Raw genomic sequence first — 20,849 nt, forward strand, 5'->3', positions numbered from 1 at the left:
GTCATGTCGCAGACCGTAACAACCCTCGACGTCAATACGGCACCCGACGGCGGCCACGGAACGGACTACATCCGGGCCCAGAGCGGGATCATGTCGTGGCTCACCACGGTCGATCACAAGCGGATCGGCCTGATGTACCTCATCAGCACGTTCATCGCGTTCGCGATGGGCGGCGTGTTCGCGCTCATCCTCCGGCTCGAGCTCCTGACGCCGAAGGCGACGATCATGAGCGCGAACACCTACAACCAGATGTTCACGCTGCACGGCGCGGTGATGACGTTCCTGTTCATCATCCCGAGCATCCCCGGCGCGCTCGGCAACTTCCTCCTGCCGATCATGATCGGCGCGAAGGACGTCGCCTTCCCCAAGCTGAACCTCCTCAGCCTGTACCTCTACTGGATCGGCGCCCTCTTCACGCTGTCGTCGCTCATCACGGGCGGCATCGACACCGGCTGGACGTTCTACGTGCCGTACTCGAGCACGGTGACCACGACGTCGGTCCTGAGCGTCACGTTCGGGGTGTTCATCCTGGGCTTCTCCAGCGTGCTCACGGGGCTGAACTTCATCGTCACGATGCACAAGCTCCGGGCGCCCGGGATGGGCTGGTACAAGATGCCGCTCATGCTCTGGGCGATCTACGCGACCAGCATCGTCCAGATCCTCGCCACGCCGGTCCTCGGCATCACGCTCCTCCTGCTCATCGCGGAGCGCGCGTTCCACATCGGCATCTTCGACCCGGCGCTCGGCGGCGACCCGGTGCTCTACCAGCACTTCTTCTGGTTCTACAGCCACCCGGCCGTCTACATCATGATCCTGCCGGGCATGGGCATCATCAACGAGCTCATCTCGGTCCACGCGCGGCGCAGGATCTTCGGGTACAAGGCGATCGCGTTCTCCAGCGTCGCCATCGCCCTGGTCGGCTTCCTCGTGTGGGGCCACCACATGTTCACCTCCGGCCAGAGCGAGTTCGCGGCGATCATGTTCTCGTTCCTGACCTTCCTCGTCGCCATCCCCAGCGGGGTCAAGGTCTTCAACTGGATCGCGACGCTCTGGCGCGGCTCCATCAGCTACAGCGCGCCGATGCTGTACGCGCTGTCGTTCCTCATCCTCTTCTCGATCGGCGGGCTCACCGGCATCTTCCTCGGGATGCTCAGCATCGACCTGCACCTCCACGACACGTACTTCGTGGTCGCGCACTTCCACTACGTGATGGTCGGCGGCACCGTCATCGCCTACATCGGCGGGCTCCACCACTGGTGGCCCAAGATCACCGGGAAGATGTACTCGGAGCGGCTCGCGACGATCTCCTGCGCGCTCGTCTTCATCGGCTTCAACGTGACGTTCTTCTCGCAGTTCATCATGGGCAGCCGCGGGATGCCGCGCCGCTACTACAACTACCTGGACCAGTTCCAGCCGCTGCACGCCTTCTCGACCGTGGGCTCGTGGATCCTGGGCCTCGGCTTCCTCGTGATGATCATCTGCTTCATCAAGTCGCTGCGCTCCGGCGCGCCGGCGCCGGCGAACCCCTGGGGCGGCCTCAGCCTCGAGTGGACCACCGCCTCCCCGCCCATCACCGAGAACTTCGTCCGCACCCCGATCGTGACCAAGGGCGCATACGACTTCAACACGGAGAACGCATGAGCGCGCACGCCGAGGCCGCCGACAGGCCGAACAAGGCAGGCACCGCCCTGTCCCCCGACTTCCACGTCGCCCATCATTTCGATTCCGCCGACACGCAGTTCGACGCCGGCCGGATGGGCATCTGGCTCTTCCTGGTCACGGAGATCCTGCTCTTCGGCGGTCTGTTCTGCGCGTTCGCCATCTTCCGCGGCTGGTTCTTCGATTCGTTCGTGGAGGCCCACCACCACCTCGACAAGGTGATGGGCGGCATCAACACGATCGTGCTCATCTGTTCCAGCCTCACGATGGCGCTCGCCGTCCGGTCTGCGCAGCGGAGCGACAAGAAGAACACCACCCGGCTGCTCGTGGTGACCCTGCTCTGCGCGGCCGTATTCCTCGTGATCAAGTACTTCGAGTACAAGCACAAGTTCCACGACGGCCTCCTGCCCGGGAAGTACTTCACCGCCGAGGGCTTCACCACGGCCCACGCGGGGACGTTCTTCGCCATCTACTTCATGATGACGGGCATCCACGGCCTGCACGTCGTCATCGGGATGGGGCTCATCACGTGGATCCTCATCCGCAACACGCGCGGTGAGTTCTCGAGCCGTTACTACTCGCCGGTCGAAGGGGTGGGGCTGTACTGGCACCTCGTCGACCTCATCTGGATCTATCTCTTCCCCCTGCTCTACCTGGTGGGCTGAGGCCTAGAGGACCGCATGTCGACACACGCAGAAGCAGCCGGCGCGCACGGGCACGGGCACGGCCATGGCCATGGCGCCGATCACGTGCCTCACGTCCTGCCGCTCAAGGTCTACATCGCCACGTGGCTCGCGCTGCTCGTGCTCACGGTCGTCACCGTGGGCGCGAGCTACGTCGACCTCGGCGCCGCCAACCTGGCGATCGCGATCATCATCGCGACGACGAAGGCGGGCGTCGTGGCGCTCATCTTCATGCACCTCAAGTGGGACCATAAGTTCCACGCCCTGATCTTCGCGTCGTCGCTCATCTTCCTGGCGATCTTCATCGGCTTCACCATGTTCGACACGGCCAACCGCGGCCGGGCCGAGGGGATCGAGGCCGAGCGGCCGGCGGACATCAAGGCGCCGTTCGACGGCAAGCGCGCCGCAGACGACTGGAGGATGAAGCGCTCGCACAAGGCGCCGCCGCCGCCCGCGCACGGCGCGCACGGCGACGGAGCCGAACAGGCCAAGTGACCGGCCCGGGGCCGAGCGCCCCGCCGGCACGGGACCGGATGTAACCCAGCCAACAATTTCAAATCACGGTATTCGCTGGGGTTTTTCCTGACAGCCCCAGGATGTGGGCCGGGGCGCACCTCGCGCGTGCTCGCGGCTTTCGTGCGCGGTACAAGGGAGCGGATGCAAGGCAACGTCGGAAGGTTGCTCCGGGATGGACGCCGGACGCCTCGACCGCGCCCTGGAAAGCCCCTCTGTCCGCGCGCGGATGCAATCCTCCTTCCAGCCATGGTCGCTTGACGCAGGTCCCGACCCCGCCAAGAGCAGCGCGCCCCCGGCGGCGCGCCGGCGGCTCGCGGTCCTGCTCTCCGGGCCGAAGCCCCCGTCCTGGGACACCGCCGACAGGTGGCTGATCCAGCTGCGGTGGGGGGCGATCGCGGGGATGATCGCGACCACGGTCGCGGGCAGGAAGCTCGTCCCCGACCTCGGGCTCGCGCCGCTGATCGTCGGCATCGCCGCGATCGCGGCGGCCAACGTCGCCTGGACCTTCCGGGTCCAGCGCGCGCGCCGGCCGGACGGGGGCGAGCCCTCGGCGCGCGAGCCCGCGCAGGATCACGCGCGCGCCCAGCTCGTGGGCGACGTGCTCGCGAACGCCTGGATGCTCTGGTTCTCGGGCGGGCTGGCGAATCCTTTCGCCGTCTTCCTCGCCTTCCACATCGCCCTCTCCGGCCTCCTCTGCCCGCGGCGCACGACCGTGCTCGTGGGCCTGTTGACGCTGGCCGCGATCGCCGTGCTCACGTACGCGGCGCCGCTGCCGCTCGACGCGGCGCCGCTCGGCGGCGAGCGCATCCGGCGGCTCGGCGACCTCGTGTCGCTCACGTCGCTGACGCTGTTCCTCGGCTTCTTCGTCGTCGTCTACGCGCACAGGCTCGAGGAGCTCCGGCAGCAGAGCCAGCGGAACGAGCGGCTGGCGATGCTCGGCCGCATGGTCGGCGGGATGTCGCACGAGCTCAGCACGCCGCTCGCGACGATCCTCCTCGCGAGCAAGGACCTCGTCGACGTGGCGCGGGAGACGGGCTCCGAGGACGCGGCGCGCATGGCCGAGACGGTGGCCGGCGAGGCGCGGCGCGCGAGCGACATCATCGGGCTGATGCGCGGCCAGATCCGGCTCGATCAGCGGCTGGAGCCGCTGGAGCTCACCCGCTTCGTGCGCGATCTGACGAAGGTCGAGCTCGCGCGGCTCGGCTACCGCGGCGCGCTCGCGTTCGACACGCCGCGGCCGGTGCAGGCGGACGTGCTGCGGCCGGCGCTCTGCCAGGTGCTCGTCAACCTGCTCGCCAACGCCGCCGAGGCGACGGCCGGCTCGGCCGAGCAGCGGATCGAGGTGAGCGTCGTCGAGCGCGGCGACGTCTGCGAGATCGCGGTCTCCGACAACGGGCCGGGGCTCAACCCCGACATCGCCGGGCGGCTCGGGGAGCCGTTCCAGACGACGAAGATGGAGCAGGGGGGCATGGGGCTCGGGCTCTACATCAGCTCGATGATGGCCTCCCGCATGAACGCGGTGCTGCGCATGGAGAGCGTCGAGACCGGCGGCGCGAAGGCGACCTTGCGCCTCCGCCTCGACGGGAGCACGGACCCCATGGACGCGGATCTCCCCGGCGCGCTGAAGCGCTCCGGGGCCGCCTGAGGTGAAGATGACGCGACGGATCGAGACGGCGCTCCTCGTGGACGACGACGACGCGTTCCGCACCACCCTGCAGGGCGCGCTGCGCCGCCGCGGGGTCGTGGCGAGGACCGCGGCGACGATCGACGAGGGGCTCGTGGCGCTCGAGTACGAGCCGGTGGACCTCGTGGTCATCGACTACCGCATGCCGCGCGGCGACGGGCTCAGCGCGCTCGCCCAGTACCGCAAGCTGCAGCCCGACGCGGCGATCGTGATGCTGACCGGGTTCGGGGACATCCCGCTCGCGGTGGCGGCGATGCGCGAGGGCGCCGACACGCTGCTCAGCAAGCCCGTCGACGCGGACAAGCTGCTGCGCGAGGCCGCGAACCTCCGGGACCGCCAGCGCCCCCCGCCCTCGGCGGCGCCGACGCCGCCGCCGGGGAGCCTGAAGCTCGACGATCTCGAGCGCGAGGCGATCCGCGCCGCGCTGAGGGAGTCGGGCGGCGTGGTGGCCACCGCGGCGAAGCTGCTGGGGATCGACCGGCGGACGCTGCAGCGGAAGCTGAAGAAGCTCAGTTAGCTCCGCCCACCAGGAGCCCGGCCGGATGGCCGGACTTCTGCGCCGCTTCGCGGCGGATTCGCGCGGGCGGCCCCGCTGGCGCGGCTAGGGCTTGCCGAGCGCGTCGAGCGCGCCGACGATGTCCCTCACGACGTCCTCGGTCTCCTCGATGCCGACCGACAGGCGGATCAGCGCGGGGGAGATGCCGATCGCCGCGAGCTGCTCGTCGCTGAGCTCGTGGAAGCTCATGATGCAGGGCTGCTCGATGAGCGTCTCCACGCCGCCGAAGCTCGGTGCGATCGCCGCGATGCGCGCGCCGTCCACGACGCGCGACGCCGCCTCTCGCCCGCCGCGCACGATGAAGCTCACGACCCCGCCGAAGCCGCGCATCTGCTCGGCCGCGACCTTGTGATCCGGGTGCGACGGGAGCCCCGGATAGAACACCCGCTCCACCGCGGTGTGCGCCTCGAGCGCGCGCGCCACGGCGAGCCCTGTCGCGTTCTGCCGCTCGACGCGGAGCGCGAGCGTCTTCATCCCGCGCCCGATCAGCGCCGCGGCGTGGGGATCCATGATGCTCCCAAGGACGCTCCGCATGTCGCGGATCAGCGAGATCAGCGCGCTCGATCCGGAGACCGCGCCGCCGAGGACGTCGTTGTGGCCCGACAGGTACTTGCTGGCGCTGTGGACCACGAGGTCGATGCCGCGGCCGATCGGATCGGAGTTGCAGGGGGTCGCGAACGTCGCGTCGACGACCGTCTTCACCCGCGCCTTCTTGCAGATCTCGGCGAAGCGGGACAGGTCGATACAGTGGAGGTAGGGGTTCGTCGGCGACTCGCTCAGCGCGAAGCGCGTGCGCGGCCGGATGGCCGCCTCGAGCTGATCGAACGCGCCCGGGTCGATCAGCGTGTGCTCGACGCCAAGCCGCGAGAGCACGTTGATCACGAACTGCCGTGTGCGGCGGTACACGTCGCGGAACAGGATGACGTGGTCGCCCGCCTTGAGGAGCGCGAACGCCGTGGTCGTCACCGCCGCCATGCCGCTCGCGAAGAGCAGGGCGTCCTCCGCGCGATCGAGCGCCGCGATGCGCTGCTCGACCTCGCGCACCGTGGGATTGCCGTAACGACCGTACTCCTGCCGCTCGGGATCCGCGTCGCCTCCGGCGAAATAGCGCTCGAGGTCCGCCGTGTCCGCAAAGGTGTACGTCGCCGTCTGCGCGATCGCAGGCGCGAGGGTGTGGGAGGGGCGCTGGCGGAGTACGCCCGCGTGCACGGCTTCGGTCGAGTTCGGCAGAGCGGTCTTCATGGTGCTGGAGGCCGGATACCACGTGGAACCGACCGTGATAATTGTCGCACTTGACGCGTCGGAAATATAGGGAATACCATCGGTTATGTCGCAACGAGTCGAGCGCCTTGCGGCGGCCATCGACGTACACGCCGAGAACGTCGCCAAATTCAAACGTGGTGAGCTGACCCCCGACCAGTTCCGTCCTCTACGGCTGGCCATGGGTGTCTACGCGCAGCTCGCGCACGTGAAGCACATGCAGCGGATCAAGATTCCTGGAGGGCAGCTCACGGCTGCGCAGCTGGAAGCCCTCGCAGAAGTCACGGAGCGGTGGGGGCGCGGCCTAGCGCACGTCACGACCCGCCAGGACATCCAGCTCCACTACCTGGAGATCGAAGAGACGATCGACCTGCAGCGCGTGCTCGTGCGCGCGGGGGTGACGACGGTCGGCGCGTGCGCGGACACGCTCCGCAACATCACCGCGTCCCATCTCGCCGGCGTGGTCGAGGACGAGGTGTTCGACGTGACGCCCTACGCGCACGCGGTCACCGAGCACTTCCTCTTCCACGAGCACAACCGGCGGCTACCGCGGAAGTTCAAGGTGGCCTTCTCGGGGAGCGCGCGCGATCACGCGCAGATCATGATCAACGACGTCGGTCTGCTCGCGAAGATCGGCGACCGCGGGCGCGGCTTCGCGGTCTATGTGGCCGGCTCGCTCGGGTCGACGCCCGAGATCGCGCACCTCTGGAAGGAGTTCATCCCGGAGGCCGATCTGCTGCCGGTGTGCGAGGCCGTGGTGAGCGTGTTCCACCGGGACGGAGAGCGGAAGAACCGGAAGAAGGCGCGCCTCAAGTTCCTGCTGCGCAAGATCGGCGAGGCGGAGTTCCTGCGCAGGCTCGACGAGGAGTTTGCTCGCATCAAGGCGGAGCGCGGCGAGGCGCTCGCGGCCGAGCTGACGGAGGAGGTAGCCGGGTACCGGGAGAACGATCCGCCCCCGCTCACGCCGCTGCGGGAGACGCTCGGCGACGGCGCGTTCGCGCGCTGGAAGCGGACCAACACGATCGCGCAGAAGCAGCCCGGCTACCGGGTGGCGACCGTCAAGCTGCCGCTCGGCGACATCACCGGCGAGCAGCTGAGGCGCCTGGCCGACATCTCGCGGCGCTACGGCAACGGCGAGGTGCGGGCGACGAACACCCAGAACTTCGTGCTGCGCTGGGTGCCGGAGGGGCAGCTGCTCAGCCTGCACCGCGAGCTCTCGCAGATCGGCCTCGCCGAGGCGGACTCGGGGCACATCACCGACGTGGTGACCTGCCCCGGCGGCGACTACTGCACGCTCGCGATCACGAAGAGCATGGAGGTCGGCACGCGCATCCGGGATCACCTGGTGCCGAACGGCAGCCGCCAGGAGACCGACGACTTCGTCAGCGCGCTCGGCGAGTTCGACATCAAGATCTCGGGGTGCCCGAACTCGTGCGGCCAGCACCACGTCGCGGACATCGGGATGACGGGCCTGATGGTGAAGGGCAAGGACGGCGTGGAGCGCCCGCACTACTCGCTCCGCGTGGGCGGCTGCTGCGGCCCGAGCGCGCGCATCGGCGAGCGCCTCGACGGCCGCATCCCCGAGGAGGAGACGCCCAAGGTCATCGCCGCGATCGCGCGCTTCTACATGGCCGGCCGCGCCGAGGGCGAGAGCTTCCGCGACTTCGTCACGCGCAAGGGCGTGCAGGAGATCACCCGCGCCGGCTTCGCGGCCGCCGAGGGCGCCCTCTGACCGAGCCCCCGCCGTCCCGCGCCCCGCTCAGGAGCGGCGGCGCGGGATGAGGGGGGGATCGCCTGCGAACGGGTTCATCGACAGCGCGGCCAGCACGCCGGCCGCGCCCGCCTTCACCTTCTCCATCCCCGGAGCGACGGGCGCGAGCTCCTCGCGCTCTTCCAGGAGCTCGGGCGGAATTTCGAGCATGAACCGGCTCGGCGTCCTCGGCACCATCTTGCCGCGCGAGCCACGGTGCTTGGCCCGCGTGAGGTAGAGCCGATCGCGGGCCCGCGTGACCGCGACGTAGAAGAGCCGCCGCTCCTCCTCGATGCTGTGACCGCCCGTGTCGCCGCCCTCCGCGCCGCTCGGCGCGGCGTCCGTGGCGCGCTCGTCGAGGCTGCGCTGGTGAGGCATCAACCCCTCCTCCAGGCCGATCACGAACACGTACGGGAACTCGAGCCCCTTCGCGCCGTGCATCGTGGTGAGCGTCACCCGATCGGTGGCCTCCTCTTCCTCGGAGTCCTGCCGCAGGGCGAGCAGCCGCAGGAACTCCGCGAAGCTCGCGCGGTCCCCCTTCCCCTTCTCGTCGCGGCGCGCGAAGACGTTGAGCAGGCCCTCGATGTTGCCCCAGCGGCGCGCCGCGGCGTTGGCCGTGGACGAGCCGGCCATGATGTCTTCCTTGAAGCCGGCGTCGGCGAGGAGCGCGCGGGCGACCTCCGCGGAGGGCTCGCCGCGCTCGAACCGCGCGCGCGTGGCCTCGATGATCCGGAGCAGCTGGCGGCAGCCCTCGATCGCGGCGGCGGTCAGCTCGTGCACGGCGTGCGGCCGCGACACCGCCGTCCAGAGCGTCGCGTCGTGCGCCGTCGCGTAGGCGCCGAGCTTGGCCACCGCGACGTCGCCGATGCCCCGCGCCGGGTAGTTCAGGATGCGCCGCAGGCACATCTCGTCGCCCGGGTTGAGCGCGACGCGGAGGTAGGCGATGAGGTCCTTGACCTCCTTGCGCTCGAAGAACTGCTGACCGCCGATCATCCGGATCGGGATCTGCCGCTCCTTGAGGGCCGACTCGATCGCGGCCGCCTGGAGGTTCGAGCGGTACAGCACGGCGATGTCCTTCGGCCGCGCGGCCTCCCGCTCCAGGAGGCGCTGCGCCTCCGTGGCCACGAAGCTCGCCTCGACGTCGGGGTCCACGCAGATGATGGACCGCACCTTGTCGCCCTCCACGCGGGTGGCGATGAGCGACTTCTTGTGCCGCCGGGCGCCGGACTTGGCGAGCACCGCGTTCGCGACGTCGAGGATCGGCTTGCGGGAGCGGTAGTTGTGCTCGAGCTTGACGACCTTCGCGCCCGAGAAGTGCTCCTCGAAATCGAGGATGTTGCGCACGTCGGCGCCGCGCCAGGCGTAGATCGACTGGTCGTCGTCGCCGACGACGACCACGTTGCGGTGCTCGCCGCAGAGCAGGCGCAGGAGCTCCAGCTGGGCGCGGTTCGTGTCCTGGTACTCGTCGACGATCACGAAGCGGTAGCGCATCCGCCAGCGCTCGAGGACGTCGGCGCGCGACTGCCAGAGGCGGACCACCTCGCAGATGAGATCGTCGAAGTCGAACGCCTGGAACGAGCGCAGCGCCGCCATGTAGCGCGGGTACACGAGCATCGAGATCTCGTCGTACTCGTCGATGCCCTTGCCCTGCCGCTGCGCCTCGGCCCAGGTCTCGGCGTCGAGGAACGCGTTCTTGGCGTTCGAGATGCGCGAGAGGATCGCGCTGACGTCGTAGCTCTTGCCGGCGCGGAGCTCGCGGAGGATCTCGCGGATGACCCCCAGGGCGTCGGACTGGTCGAAGATGGCGAAGGAGCCGCCGCGCAGGCCGAGGGCGCGGGTCTCCGCGCCGAGGACGTCGAGCCCGAAGCGGTGGAAGGTGCAGACCTTGAGCTCGCGCGCGACCTTCGAGCCGACGAGCTTGCCGACGCGCTCGTGCATCTCGGCGGCGGCCTTGTTGGTGAAGGTCATCGCCAACATGGAGCGCGCCGGGATGCCGCGATCGAGGAGGCGGGCGATCCGCGTGGTCACCACACGCGTCTTGCCGGAACCTGCGCCGGCGAGCACCAGCATTGGCCCGAGCTCGTGCTCGACGGCCGCACGTTGAGACGGGTTCAATAAGTCCGACACCGTGCCGTGGCCTAGCCCGGCGCGCGGCGGAGCGGGAGCTTGATTTTGTCGGAGCGCGGAGGAGGCGCGATATGCCCGCTGGAAAGGCTCAGATGCCGGGCGGCGTGGCGAACTGCCCCGGGAAGGGGTCCGCCTCCCGGCGGCGCTGGACCTCGTCGAACGTCCAGGGCGTCGTCCCGCGCTCGTTGAAGAGGGCCACGCCGATCACGCCGACGTTCCTTGTGTCGCCGTGCTTCTGGTTCGCGTAGGAGCCGCGGACCGAGCCGAAGCGGAACGCGGCGACCGTGTCCACGGACTGGCGGAAGCCGTCGATCTCGAGCTCGCCGTGGGGATCGATCAGGTAACCGCGCTTGCTGAACGCCGCGGCCTGGCCATCCATGACGTCGAGGCCGTCGACGGAGACGACGCACTCGATCCGGGTCGGCGTGAGGTTGCGCAGCACGATGCTGTAGCGCTGGCCGGCCTCGCCGACGACGTGGGTCTTCTCGCCGGCGACGAAGCCGCTCAGGAAGCCGCCGCCCTCGCCGCGGAGCCCGACCGCGACCGCGCCGCCGGCCAGCGTGAAGGCCTGCGGCGACGTGCGGCGGAAGCCGGACGCGCTCGCCATGGCGCGGGCGCCCTCGGCGTCGTTGTAAAACAGGCTCGCGACGACGAAGGGGCGGTTGACGTCGGCCCGGACGAACGGCGCGGTCGAGATGCGCGACACGCGCGTCTCACCCCACTCGGTGCCGAGGCCCGGGCGATCGATGGGCTCCGGCGCGACCTGGCTGCTCGGCGCCTTGCGCGCCGCCCCCTCGGCGCGCGAGGCGCCGCCCGTGGCGGAGGGCTGCTCCAGCGCGGCCGAAGGCGCCGCGGGCGAGGCGTCGGGCGACGGCGGCGCGGCGGGCGCGCCCGGCTCGAACGCGGCGCCGTCCTCGAACCCCTGTGCGCTGGAGGGCTCGGGAGCGCCCGTGATCGCGCGTCCCCCCTTTGCCGTGGGATCCGCCGGCCGGGCCGCGGTGCCGCCGCCGCAGCCGGCGGTGCCCGCGAGGAGCGATATCGCCAAACAAGCCAGCCCGATTCGTCGCATCCGGTTCATGGTCCCTCCACTCCGCATTGCGGTGTCGACCAAGGAACGGGCTCGACGAGGCTACCTTACAGCCGAGCGCGCCTGCGCCGCGGCGGGCGCGGACGGCGGCGCAGGCGCGGCGTGCTCGCTCGCCGCGATCGAGCGCTGCCCGAGCGCGAGCCCGAGCGCGGCCGACGCGACGGCGAGCGCGCCGATGGCGAGCGCGCAGACGGCGAGCGCGGAGGCGCGCGACGCCGCACGGGCGACGGGCCGCGCCGGAGGTGCGCGCCGCGTCGAGCGCGCCCTCGGGCGGCGCGAGAGGCGCGCGGCGCCGGCCGACGCGGCGAGCAGCGATCGGCGGAGCACCTCGGCGGGCACCTCGCCGCGCGCAGGTGTGCAGGCCGCGACGGCGTCGGCCGTGGTCGGGGTGAGCGCGGTCGCGCTGACCGCCGGCGCGGCGCTCGACTGCGATCCGTCGTGCAGCCGGCCGTGCAATCGGCGCACAGCGGCTTCCATGTCGGCGGCCGTCTGGAAGCGATGCTCGGGCGCCTTCGCGATCGCGCGCAGGATCAGCTGCTCGAGCGCCGCCGGGATCGGCTGCGGCGCGAAGCGCGAGGGAGGAGGAGGCTCCCGCTCGCAGTGAGCGAAGCGGAGCGCGTCGCCCCGGCCGCGCAGCTCGTCGAAGGGGCCCCGCCCGGCGACGAGCTCGTAGAGGACGAGGCCCATCGCATAGATATCCGCGCGCGGATCGATCGGCAGGGCGGCGCACTGCTCGGGCGCCATCGTCCTGGGCGTGCCGATGACGGCGTCCGGGGCCGTCATCGAGGCGCCGGCGTGGAGGAGCTTGGCGACGCCGAAGTCGAGGACCTTGAGCGTGCCGTCATCGCACAGGAACAGGTTCTCGAGCTTGAGATCGCGGTGGACGATGCCCGCCGCGTGCGCGAGTGACAGCGCGGACAGGGCCTGCAGGACCAGGTCGAGCGCTGTCGGGACCGCGACCACGCCGAGGCGCGCGAGCTCGGTCCGGAGATCGCGCCCCTCGAGGAGCTCCATGGCGAAGTAGGGGCGGCCGCCGTCGGTCGCGCCGAGGTCGAACACGCCGGGGAGGCCCGGGTGGCGCAGGCGTGCGATCGAGCGCGCCTCGGCGCGCAGGCGCGCCGAGAGATCGCTGCGGCCGGCGTGGCTGCGGTGCAGCACCTTGACCGCGAACCGGCGGCCGAGCGCCCGGTGCTCGACCTCGTACACCTCGCCCATGCCGCCCTGACCGAGCAGGCGCAGCACGACGTACGGCGTGCCCCGCAGCGGCTCCCCCTCGCCCAGCGCGCGGAGCGGCCACGCGTCTTCGAGCGGCTCGCCCTCGCCTCTCGCGCGGAGCGGACGCGCGAAAGGGGCCCTCGGCGCGAGCGACACCCCGCCCGCGTAGAGCAGCGTGCGCGCCCCGGAGCACTCGGCGGACGCGCCGCTCATCGCGTCCCTCCGGCCGCGAGGCGCGCCCGCGCGCTGCGCTCGCCGTCCGGCGGCGAGGCGCGCCCCGCCCCGCCGAGAGCCGGCGTCTCCCTGCCCCCGTCTTCGCCCTGCGCCTCCGCGAGCGCGGCGGCCATCGCGTCCGCCGTCTGCCAGCGGAGCCCCGGATCCTTCTCGAGCGCGCGCGCGACGGCATGATCGAGCGCCGGAGGCACCCAGAGGAGCGAGCGAAGCCGCGGCGCCGGTGTGCCGAGGTGCGCCCGCATCACCGCCATCGAGTCGACCACCGGAAACGGACCGCGCCCTGTGATCGCCTCGAAGAGCAGGAGGCCCACCGCGTACACGTCGGTGCGAGCGTCGACCTCCTCGCCGCGGATCTGCTCGGGCGACAGGTAGCGCGGCGTGCCGAGGACGTTCGAGCCCATCGACGGCTCCAGCCCCTCGCGGCTCACCTTCGCGATGCCGAAGTCGATGAGCACGGCGTGCTCGGCCTCGGGCGCACCGGACGCGCTGTCCAGATCGGCCAGGCCCTGCTCGGCGCAGCTCGATTGCGCGAGGAAGACGTTCGCCGGCTTGATGTCGCGGTGGATGACGCCGGCGCGGTGCGTCGCCGCGAGCCCGCCGAGCACCTGGATGGCGACGCGCACGGCGGTGGGCGTCGCGAGCGGTCCGCGCGCGTCGAGCCGCTCGCGCATCGTCTCGCCGAAGAGGCGCGGCATGACGAGGAAGGGCCGGCCGTCGCTCGTCACGCCGACCTCCTCGACCTTCACGATGTGGGGATGGCTCAGCGCCGAGAGGGTGCGCCCTTCCTGGACCAGGCGCGCTCCGATCTCGCTCGACCCGTCGTGCATGGCGCGGAGCAGCTTGAGCGCGCGCAGCTGGCCGCGGCGCCCGGTCACCTCGAAGACCTCCGAGCACGAGCCTGCTCCGATCCGACGGAGCACACGGTAGGAAGTCCCCGGCAGCGGCTGTCCGTCTCTCTTTTGCACCATGTCCGTCGACCTCCCTTGCGGGGGCGCGCGGCGGAGCGCCGGCGCCTTCGTTCGGGAAGGGAATCGTCGCTCTCGCGGCGGAAGTTGCGCGAACAAACCGCTCAGATCATCAAAAAACGCGCAATCAACGGATGTGCAGTGCGGCGCGCTGCGAGCCGTTCAGGGCTGTACAAGGAGCGCGCGGCCTTCGCTCAGTGATAGAGGAACCACCGGACGCCCGGCTTGATCTCCATATGAAAATGGTCGACGTGCGCCGCATTGAAATTGGGCGTCAGCGCATATGTAAAAATCCCGAGATCCGCCGCTTCGCACACGATGGACCGGAGCTCGCGCGCCTCGGGGAGCTCGGGCTGCGGCGCCCCGGCACCACAGGTCTTGTCCCCGATGCGGCCGTGGAAGTGGCGCGCGACGCTGATCCAGGTGCCGTCGCGCTTCTTGAGCGCGCCGACGTCGATGGCCAGGCCGGCGGGGTGCCGCGTGCCAGGCGGAGCCCACGTACCGCGAGGCTTCTGCGCTGCATCGCTGCGCAGAGCGACGTCGCCACGGTGCTTGACCGCAGACGTCGTGGCCCGGGTCGGCCCCACGGCTTTGCGCCGAGCAGCGCGGCGCGCTCCGACCTTGCCGGCGGCCTTGGCTTGCCCGCTGCGCGCCGCGATCGTGCGCGTGCGCTGGCCAGGAGCCTTGGAGGCGGCGCTTGGCTCGGCTTCCGACGCGCCCTTCTCCTTCGGCGCGGCCTGCGCTGCGGCCTTCTCCTTCGGCGCGACCCCCGCTGCAGCCTTCTCCTTCGGCGCAGCCTGCGCTGCGGCCTTCTCCTTGGGCGCGACCCCCGCTGCGGCCTTCTCTTTCGGCGCGGCCCCCGCTGAGGCCTTCTCCTTCGACCCGGCCTCCACCGCCCCTTTCCGCGTCGGCCCGGCCTCCGCTGCGGCCTTCTCCTTCGGCCCGGCCTCGGCGGCCCCCTTCTCCTTCAGGCGTCGCGGTGGCTCATCAGGCGCCTTCGACGCCCCATCGAGCGCGCCCTTCTTGCCGAGCTCCACCGGCGGCGCGGGCTCGACCGGCGAGGCCTGCCTCGTCGATTCCTCGCGGGCAGCGCCGTCCGCAGCCTCTGCCTGTTTCACCGCGCTGTCAGCGGCCTTCGCGTGGGCGATCGGGTGCCCGTGCTCTCCGTCGCCGTCCACGCCCTCGCCGCCGCGCATCGGCACGTTGGGCCGATACATCGTGTAATGGACGACCTCGTCGATATCGTGCCTCGAGAGCACGGCCGCGAAATCGTCGAGGGCGAGCGCGAGGCGCGCGTCCAGGATCTCGAACATGCTCGTCACGCGCTGCTCGGGCGGGAGCACCGAATGAAAGTACACGCCGTTCAGCCGACCCGTGAGCCGGATCGGAGCGCGCACCCCGGGCGCGTGGTCGACCTTGAGATACAGGATCTTCCGGCGATCCAGCTCCGCCAGCGCCTCTTCGTTCGTCATGTTGGCATAGCGGTACGCCGGGGACGCCTCGGCGACGCTCGCCTCAGGCATCATGAGGAACGGCGACGCGGCCGACGCGGGCGCCGGATCGAGCGTCGCGACGGACGCAAGCAGCGCGCAGGCCAACGGCTTCATCAGACAGCGAAGTCGGGAAAACGCCACAGCGGCCGCACTCTAACGTGACCGGGCTGGAAGGCTAGAAAATGGGCGGTGGCTGGACCCGTGTGCAGCGCTCGAATCGCGCCGCCGTGAGCGCTGACCATCGCGGAGGGACATCCTGGCGGCTAGGCTGAGCGCGCGCGGCCGCGAACCCTGGTCGCCGAGACCCCCGCGTAAGCCCCCGCACCGCGCACTCCCCTCCGCGACGAACACGCCTTGCAGCCGCCCACACCCATCGAACCGAGCCGCGACGCCCGCCCACGTGCCGGCGACGAGACACCTGGCGCGCCGGCGGACGCGAACGCCGCCCACGCGAGCGTCGGCGAGCGCGAGCGCGAGCGCCCGCGGGCGCCCGAGCCGACCGCCGCGCGCGCGCTCCTCGCCGCAGGCGTCACGACGGCCGCCGTGACGGCCGTGTCCTACGCGGCGCCGAAGAGCTACGCCGGGACGCTCGTCGGCCTCACCTTCTTCGCGGCGACGTTCTGGCTCGTGCTGAGGTACGACGAGTCGACGATCCGCGCCCACGGCCTGTCGCTCGGGGGGCTCCTGGAGCCCGTGCCGCTGTCGCCGAAGCGCCTCGTCCGCGCCGCGCTCCACGCCGTCGCCTGGGCGGCGCTGGTCGCCGCGATCGTCTTCCCGCTCTTCTGGCTGGGCTACCGGCTGTACTGGGGCGCGACCTCGCCGTTCGTGCTGCGCCCGCCGCCATCGCTCGCCGACGAGATCGCCGCGCAGCTGCTCGTGGTCGCGCTGCCCGAGGAGGCGTTCTTCCGGGGCTACCTCCAGAGCGCCCTCGACCGCGTCTTCCCGCCGCGCTTCCGCGTCGCCGGCGCGGCGCTCGGCCCGGCGTGGCTCCTCTCGTCGGCGATCTTCGCGCTCGGCCACGTGCTCACGATCCAGCACCCGGCCCGGCTCGCCGTCTTCTTCCCCGCGCTCCTCTTCGGATGGCTGCGGGCGCGCACCGGCGGCATCGGGGCGTCGCTCGTGTTCCACGCGGCGTGCAACCTCCTCTCCCTCACCCTCGCCCGCGGCTACGGCCTGTCGCCGTGAGCGCCTCGCTCCAGGGTGCGGACCGCGCCTTTCGCGGCGCTCCGGCGCGCCGTCGCGTCACACCGGCGGTCGCGAGGCCGGCGGCGGTCGCGACGTCGGCGGTGGTCGTGACGTCGGCGACTTCAGCGAGGGTGGCGGCTGCGACGTGTGCGGGCCCAGCGGGAGGCTCGGACCGGGGATGCCCGCGCGCGTGTCGACCGCCCAGAGGACGATCGCGGCGACGACCGGGCCGATGAAGATCCCCGCCGCGCCGAACAGCTCGAGGCCGCCGAAGATGGCGAGGAGCGCGATGAGCGGGTGCATGCCGCCGTGCGAGCTCTGGACCCACGGCCGGATCACGTTGTCCGAGAGCCCGACGACGACCGCCGCGGCGCACATACCGACGCCCGCGCCGATGCGCCCGACGACGAACAGGTAGATGGCCGCTCCCAGCGTGACCGGCGTGGTGCCGATCATGGGGACGAGCGAGAGCAGCGTGGCCAGGAGGCCGAAGAGGAACGCGCCCGGCACCTTGCAGGCAAACAGCGCGATCGTCGTCAGCGTCCCCTGGACGGCCGCCGTCGCGAGCAGGCCGAGGACGGCGCCGTGCACCGTGTCCTGGATCGACGCGAAGAGGACGTCCGTCTCCTCGTTCCTGAACGGCGACTGCGTGAGCAACCAGCGCAGCAGCAGGCCCCCGTCGCGGAGCAGGTAGTAGAGCCCGACGATGAACAGGAACGCGTCGACGATCGTCTGCGGCACCGCGGCGACCATGCCGCCCGCGAAGCCGGCGATCGAGCTGCCCACCCGCTCGAACAGGTTGCTCACATACGTGCGGACGTCGTCCCCGGACAGGCCGGCCCTGTTGAGGAGCCCCGTTATCCTCCCGTCGTTCAGGAGGCCTTGGACCCGCTCGATCGTGTTCGACCAGTCCCGCGCGAAGAAGCGGCTTATCGAGGCGGAGGCCTCGATGATGATCACCGCGAGCGGGATGCACACGAGGATGATCACGCCCACCGTCGAGATCGCGGGCGCGAACTTGCGGAAGCGGCCGAGTCGAGGCGCGAGGCGGCCCTGGAGCGGGGAGACGAGGAGCGCGACCAGACCGCCGAGCAGGACGGGGACGAGCAGCCCCTTCACCATCCAGAAGAACAGAGCGATGAGCCCCGCCCGGAGGGCGAACGACAGCCATCGATCGGACTGAAAATCTTGCTGCATCGCCGGGTGCGCTCGCTCCTGGCGCCGCGCTCAGCGGCCCATCGCGGGCAAGGTAGGGTGGGCCTCCGGCAACCACCAGCGATTTCCGCGTTGCACAAGCGCGGCGCCCCGGTTCCGCGATACAGTCAGGCTCGGCGGACGACCGCGGGGGCGCACGGCCGCCTCCACAGCCGCATCCGCTGGAGGGAACGAGGATGAGCACGAGCGGAGGCGGAGTTCCGCCCGGTGGCGGAGGCTGGGGCAACGCAGGCGGCGGCTGGGGAAATGGCGGCTGGGGGTCTAGCCCGCCCGGCGGCCAGGGCGTGGCGCCGGGCGGCGGAGGCGGCGCATCCTCGTCGGGCGGATACCCGCCGCCGCCACCCGGCGGAACCCCGCCTCCTGGCGCAGGATGGGGCGCGCCCCCAGGCGGCTACGGCGCGCCGCCTGGAGGCGGCTGGGGCCCGCCGCCGGCTCATGGCGGCGGACCGCCTCACGGCGCCCCGGCGCACGCCTATTCCGACAAGGACCAGGCGACAGCCTTCATGCTCGCGGTGTTTCTCGGGACCTTCGGCGTCGATCGCTTCTACCTGGGCCAGACGGGGCTCGGGCTCCTGAAGCTGTTCACGTGTGGTGGCCTCGGCTTCTGGAGCCTCATCGATACGATCCTGATCGGCACCGGATCGATGCGAGACGCCCAGGGGCTCGTGCTCAGGCGCGACGCGCCCGTCGGCCACCCGACCAAGAGCCAGTCCACGCTGTTCTTGCTCTCCTATTTCCTCGGCTACTTTGGCGTAGATCGCTTTTATCTGGGACAGACCGGGCTCGGCATAGCGAAGCTCTTGACGTGCGGCGGGCTCGGCATCTGGTCGCTGATCGACATCCTCATGATCGGCATGGGCCGCTTCCGCGATGCAGAGGGCAACTCGCTGCGGTTCGAGCGCTGATCGAGGGCACACCGGGTCAGGAGGCGATCGAGCGGAGATAACGAGCCTCGCCGGCCGGCGCAGCGCGCGGCGGCGGGGCTACTCCAGCGCGAGCATCCGCACGGAGCGAGGCACGAGCCGCACCTCGAGCGCCCCGCGCCGCGCCTCGAAGTGCGCGTCGTCCAGCACATCGCGCGCTCGCTGCGCGCTCACGGTGACGCGCGCCACCACGTCCGCGTCCCCGGGGTTCAGCAGGAAGAGCACCCGCGGCGTGCCCGACGCGTCCTCGTGCAGCGTGGCGAACACGCTGTCCGGATCACACGCGAAGGTCGGCAGGTTGAGCGCGTCGATGGCGCGCGACACCGCGGCGTCGGCCGCGGCGGGGTCGTCCTGGAGGAGCGCCGGCAGGTTCTGGCCGGGGGCGAGGAGCCGCTTCAGCTCGTAGGGCCGCGGCAGCTGGCGGAAGGCGCCGTCGAAGGTGGGCTCGCGGGGGCCGAGCGTGATCAGCGTCCCCTGCCTGGACGTCGCCTCGAGCCACGCGAACAGCTCCGGGCTCAGGCCGCCCGAGGTGGCGCAGATGACCCAGCGCGCCCCGACGAGCGAGATGTCGCGATCTTCGCCGCCCACGTGGGCGTAGGGGACGCCGCGCGCGTCGAGCGCCTCCTCGAACGCGCGCACGAACGTGTCGGACTCCACCGCCAGCGGGTAGCCGAGCCCGAGGTCGTCCTCGAGGCAGCGATCGCGGGCGCCGAAGTTCATGATCGAGAAGAACGCCCCGGTGAGCGGGCCGAAGGCGTGCATCACGCGGGAGAGCCGGCGCTCCGTGCGCGGCGTGACGATGCGCACCGGCGCCGGGCGCCGGAGCTCGTGGAACCTCGTCGCCTCGAGGGCCGCGGAGAGCTTCCGCCAGAAGGCGGCGAAGGGGCGAGGACGGCCGCGCGGATCGATCGGCGCGCCGATCCAGCGGTCGCGCTCGACCGCCATGTAGATGTTGTACCCGCGCAGCCCGTAGGCGAGCGCGGCCATCATCACGAACACGCTGTCGCGCTCCTCGAGCGGCGGGAAGAACGGCGGGAAGCCGGCGCCCATCTCGCACGCGAACGGCGGCAGCGAGAGCGCCTCGCAGCGCACGGCGAGCTCGCTCGTCCGGCGGGCGATGATCTGCCGGGTGCTCGGGCTCGCGATGCTGTAGTAGTCGAGGCCGACGAGGTCGACGACGCGCGAGATGCGCGCGGGGTTGAGCGGCGTCGCGTCCTGTCCCATCGGGAAATTGTGCATCGTGGGCAGGCCATCGACGCCCGCCGCGGAGAGCGCCCTCGCGAAGCGCCCCATGGCGGTCTCGAGGAGGTGCTCGTGGAACTCGCTCCAGTCGAGGTGGCGCGCGAGATCGCCCGGCGTCTCGGCGTCGAACGCGACCGGCGGCGTGATCGTGGCGAACCGCAGGTCGCCCTCCTCGGCCTGCGCGCGCTCGCGGGCGACCGCGCGCACGAGCGCCGCGCCGACGTCCTCGACCGCGTCGCCCTCCGGCGTGGGCTCCGCCCGCTTCGCGTAAGCGCGCTGGAGCGCCTCGATCGTCCGGTACTTCTCGCGCAAGAAGTCGCGGTACAGGGAGATCGCGTCCGGGTGGTAATCCTGATCGTACGCCCCGTCGCGGAAGTAGAGCGCGCCCTCGTTGTCGATCTGCAAGAGCACGATGGGCCCGTCCGGGTAGAGGTGCGGCGTGAGGACCGGGGCGAGCGCGTTGAAATAGCGGGCGACCTCGTCGTGGAATGCGTTGCTCGCGTAGCTCGGGACCGGGAACCCGTACGGCAACATCGGGAGCACGACCGGGTTGTTCCGCGCCGAGCGGGCCTGGCAGCTCGGATCCCAGATGACGCGCTCGGGGATGCCGAAGCAGGTGAGCTCGGCGTTGATGTGCGGGCCAGGGCGGGCGATGACGTAAAAACCGAGCTCGTGCGCGAGGCGGAGAAAGGCGCCGACGTCGCGGCGCGGATCGGCCCGGCCGAAATCGAACTGCCCCGGGCCGGTCTCGTGGACGGCCCACGGCACATAGATGTCGATGAGGTGAACGCCGAGCGAGCGCGTGGCCTCGAGGCAGGCGCGCCAGTGCTGCGGGTCGAGCCGCCAGTAGTGCACGCTGCCGGCGTACAGCGGGACCAGCTTGCCGCCGATGTCCAGGCCGCCCGGGGCAAGGCGTACCCCCCGCGCGAAACGTTCCTCTGGAGAGCTCGCGTCCTGCGTCGTGGCCACGCGCGCGCACACTAGCAAGGATCGCAGGGAGATCGATACCGCCGCGTTCGGCCCGGCGCGCGCCGGATGGGGCGACGTCGGTCCTT

At 71.1% G+C, this 20,849-nt stretch carries 16 protein-coding genes; 8 read left to right on the top strand and 8 right to left on the bottom strand.

From position 1 onward, the window contains the following. The first annotated feature begins 3 nt into the window (after window positions 1–3). The 5 genes from ctaD to WMF14_RS41290 all read left to right on the top strand — a co-directional run bounded on the left by ctaD (window position 4) and on the right by WMF14_RS41290 (window position 5,059). Entirely contained in the window at window positions 4–1,641 is a 1,638-nt protein-coding gene (gene ctaD / locus WMF14_RS41270) for a cytochrome c oxidase subunit I (RefSeq protein WP_437795676.1), read from the top strand. Beyond that, window positions 1,638–2,324 (top strand): cytochrome c oxidase subunit 3 family protein, encoded by a 687-nt coding sequence (locus WMF14_RS41275; RefSeq protein WP_437795679.1) that lies wholly within the window; start codon window positions 1,638–1,640, stop codon window positions 2,322–2,324. Before ctaD ends, WMF14_RS41275 begins: the two co-directional genes overlap by 4 nt. A 15-nt stretch (window positions 2,325–2,339) precedes the next feature. Further along, entirely contained in the window at window positions 2,340–2,837 is a 498-nt protein-coding gene (locus WMF14_RS41280; protein ID WP_437795682.1) for a cytochrome C oxidase subunit IV family protein, read from the top strand. A 193-nt stretch (window positions 2,838–3,030) separates the two neighbouring features. After that, window positions 3,031–4,503, top strand: coding sequence for a sensor histidine kinase (locus WMF14_RS41285; RefSeq protein ID WP_437795685.1), 1,473 nt, complete (start codon window positions 3,031–3,033; stop codon window positions 4,501–4,503). A 7-nt stretch (window positions 4,504–4,510) separates the two neighbouring features. After that, window positions 4,511–5,059, top strand: coding sequence for a response regulator transcription factor (locus tag WMF14_RS41290; protein ID WP_272102431.1), 549 nt, complete (start codon window positions 4,511–4,513; stop codon window positions 5,057–5,059). Window positions 5,060–5,143: 84 nt separating this feature from the next. Here WMF14_RS41290 and WMF14_RS41295 read toward each other — a convergent pair whose 3' ends face one another. Then, window positions 5,144–6,340 carry a trans-sulfuration enzyme family protein gene (locus tag WMF14_RS41295; protein ID WP_437795689.1) on the bottom strand — a complete coding sequence of 399 codons (1,197 nt, stop codon included), beginning with the start codon at window positions 6,338–6,340 and terminating at the stop codon, window positions 5,144–5,146. 85 nt (window positions 6,341–6,425) lie between these two features. Between WMF14_RS41295 and WMF14_RS41300 the strand changes: the two genes are divergently transcribed. Next, a complete protein-coding gene (locus WMF14_RS41300; RefSeq protein WP_437795692.1) occupies window positions 6,426–8,090 on the top strand; it encodes a nitrite/sulfite reductase in 1,665 nt (554 codons plus the stop codon). Between the two features lie 27 nt (window positions 8,091–8,117). On the opposite strand, the gene WMF14_RS41305 is transcribed toward WMF14_RS41300, so the two are convergent. The 5 genes from WMF14_RS41305 to WMF14_RS41325 all read right to left on the bottom strand — a co-directional run bounded on the left by WMF14_RS41305 (window position 8,118) and on the right by WMF14_RS41325 (window position 15,343). After that, window positions 8,118–10,235, bottom strand: coding sequence for an ATP-dependent helicase (locus WMF14_RS41305; RefSeq protein WP_272102428.1), 2,118 nt, complete (start codon window positions 10,233–10,235; stop codon window positions 8,118–8,120). Window positions 10,236–10,323: 88 nt separating this feature from the next. After that, entirely contained in the window at window positions 10,324–11,304 is a 981-nt protein-coding gene (locus WMF14_RS41310) for a hypothetical protein (RefSeq protein WP_437795696.1), read from the bottom strand. 60 nt (window positions 11,305–11,364) lie between these two features. Beyond that, entirely contained in the window at window positions 11,365–12,750 is a 1,386-nt protein-coding gene (locus WMF14_RS41315; protein WP_437795699.1) for a serine/threonine-protein kinase, read from the bottom strand. Further along, window positions 12,747–13,739 (bottom strand): serine/threonine-protein kinase, encoded by a 993-nt coding sequence (locus tag WMF14_RS41320; RefSeq protein ID WP_437795702.1) that lies wholly within the window; start codon window positions 13,737–13,739, stop codon window positions 12,747–12,749. The genes WMF14_RS41315 and WMF14_RS41320 overlap by 4 nt, the downstream gene beginning before the upstream one ends. A gap of 191 nt (window positions 13,740–13,930) precedes the next feature. Next, a complete protein-coding gene (locus tag WMF14_RS41325; RefSeq protein ID WP_437795705.1) occupies window positions 13,931–15,343 on the bottom strand; it encodes an extensin family protein in 1,413 nt (470 codons plus the stop codon). Window positions 15,344–15,583: 240 nt separating this feature from the next. Here WMF14_RS41325 and mrtC point away from each other — a divergent pair, with 240 nt between their 5' ends. Beyond that, window positions 15,584–16,414 carry a myxosortase MrtC gene (mrtC, locus tag WMF14_RS41330; RefSeq protein ID WP_437795707.1) on the top strand — a complete coding sequence of 277 codons (831 nt, stop codon included), beginning with the start codon at window positions 15,584–15,586 and terminating at the stop codon, window positions 16,412–16,414. A 57-nt stretch (window positions 16,415–16,471) separates the two neighbouring features. Here the strand turns inward: mrtC and WMF14_RS41335 are convergent, their stop codons facing one another. Next, window positions 16,472–17,611, bottom strand: a complete 1,140-nt coding sequence (locus WMF14_RS41335; protein WP_272102422.1) for an AI-2E family transporter — start codon at window positions 17,609–17,611, stop codon at window positions 16,472–16,474. A gap of 194 nt (window positions 17,612–17,805) precedes the next feature. Between WMF14_RS41335 and WMF14_RS41340 the strand changes: the two genes are divergently transcribed. Further along, the gene (locus WMF14_RS41340; protein ID WP_437795712.1) at window positions 17,806–18,534 is read left to right on the top strand and encodes a TM2 domain-containing protein; all 729 of its coding nucleotides are present in this window, start codon (window positions 17,806–17,808) and stop codon (window positions 18,532–18,534) included. Window positions 18,535–18,612: 78 nt separating this feature from the next. On the opposite strand, the gene WMF14_RS41345 is transcribed toward WMF14_RS41340, so the two are convergent. Further along, window positions 18,613–20,763 carry a beta-galactosidase gene (locus WMF14_RS41345; protein WP_437795713.1) on the bottom strand — a complete coding sequence of 717 codons (2,151 nt, stop codon included), beginning with the start codon at window positions 20,761–20,763 and terminating at the stop codon, window positions 18,613–18,615. Between the last annotated feature and the right edge of the window lie 86 nt (window positions 20,764–20,849).

It is taken from the genome of Sorangium sp. So ce693, assembly GCF_051521375.1.
Classification (GTDB): domain Bacteria; phylum Myxococcota_A; class Polyangia; order Polyangiales; family Polyangiaceae; genus Sorangium; species Sorangium atrum.

Coding starts and splice junctions, on each gene's coding strand:
- WMF14_RS41290 (WP_272102431.1), top strand. CDS start 4,511: ATGACGCGACGGATCGAGACGGCGCTCCTCGTGGACGACGACGACGCG.
- WMF14_RS41340 (WP_437795712.1), top strand. CDS start 17,806: ATGAGCACGAGCGGAGGCGGAGTTCCGCCCGGTGGCGGAGGCTGGGGC.
- WMF14_RS41300 (WP_437795692.1), top strand. CDS start 6,426: ATGTCGCAACGAGTCGAGCGCCTTGCGGCGGCCATCGACGTACACGCC.
- WMF14_RS41335 (WP_272102422.1), bottom strand. CDS start 17,611: ATGCAGCAAGATTTTCAGTCCGATCGATGGCTGTCGTTCGCCCTCCGG.
- WMF14_RS41320 (WP_437795702.1), bottom strand. CDS start 13,739: ATGGTGCAAAAGAGAGACGGACAGCCGCTGCCGGGGACTTCCTACCGT.
- WMF14_RS41325 (WP_437795705.1), bottom strand. CDS start 15,343: ATGAAGCCGTTGGCCTGCGCGCTGCTTGCGTCCGTCGCGACGCTCGAT.
- WMF14_RS41285 (WP_437795685.1), top strand. CDS start 3,031: ATGGACGCCGGACGCCTCGACCGCGCCCTGGAAAGCCCCTCTGTCCGC.
- ctaD (WP_437795676.1), top strand. CDS start 4: ATGTCGCAGACCGTAACAACCCTCGACGTCAATACGGCACCCGACGGC.
- WMF14_RS41280 (WP_437795682.1), top strand. CDS start 2,340: ATGTCGACACACGCAGAAGCAGCCGGCGCGCACGGGCACGGGCACGGC.
- WMF14_RS41275 (WP_437795679.1), top strand. CDS start 1,638: ATGAGCGCGCACGCCGAGGCCGCCGACAGGCCGAACAAGGCAGGCACC.
- WMF14_RS41315 (WP_437795699.1), bottom strand. CDS start 12,750: ATGAGCGGCGCGTCCGCCGAGTGCTCCGGGGCGCGCACGCTGCTCTAC.
- WMF14_RS41310 (WP_437795696.1), bottom strand. CDS start 11,304: ATGCGACGAATCGGGCTGGCTTGTTTGGCGATATCGCTCCTCGCGGGC.
- WMF14_RS41295 (WP_437795689.1), bottom strand. CDS start 6,340: ATGAAGACCGCTCTGCCGAACTCGACCGAAGCCGTGCACGCGGGCGTA.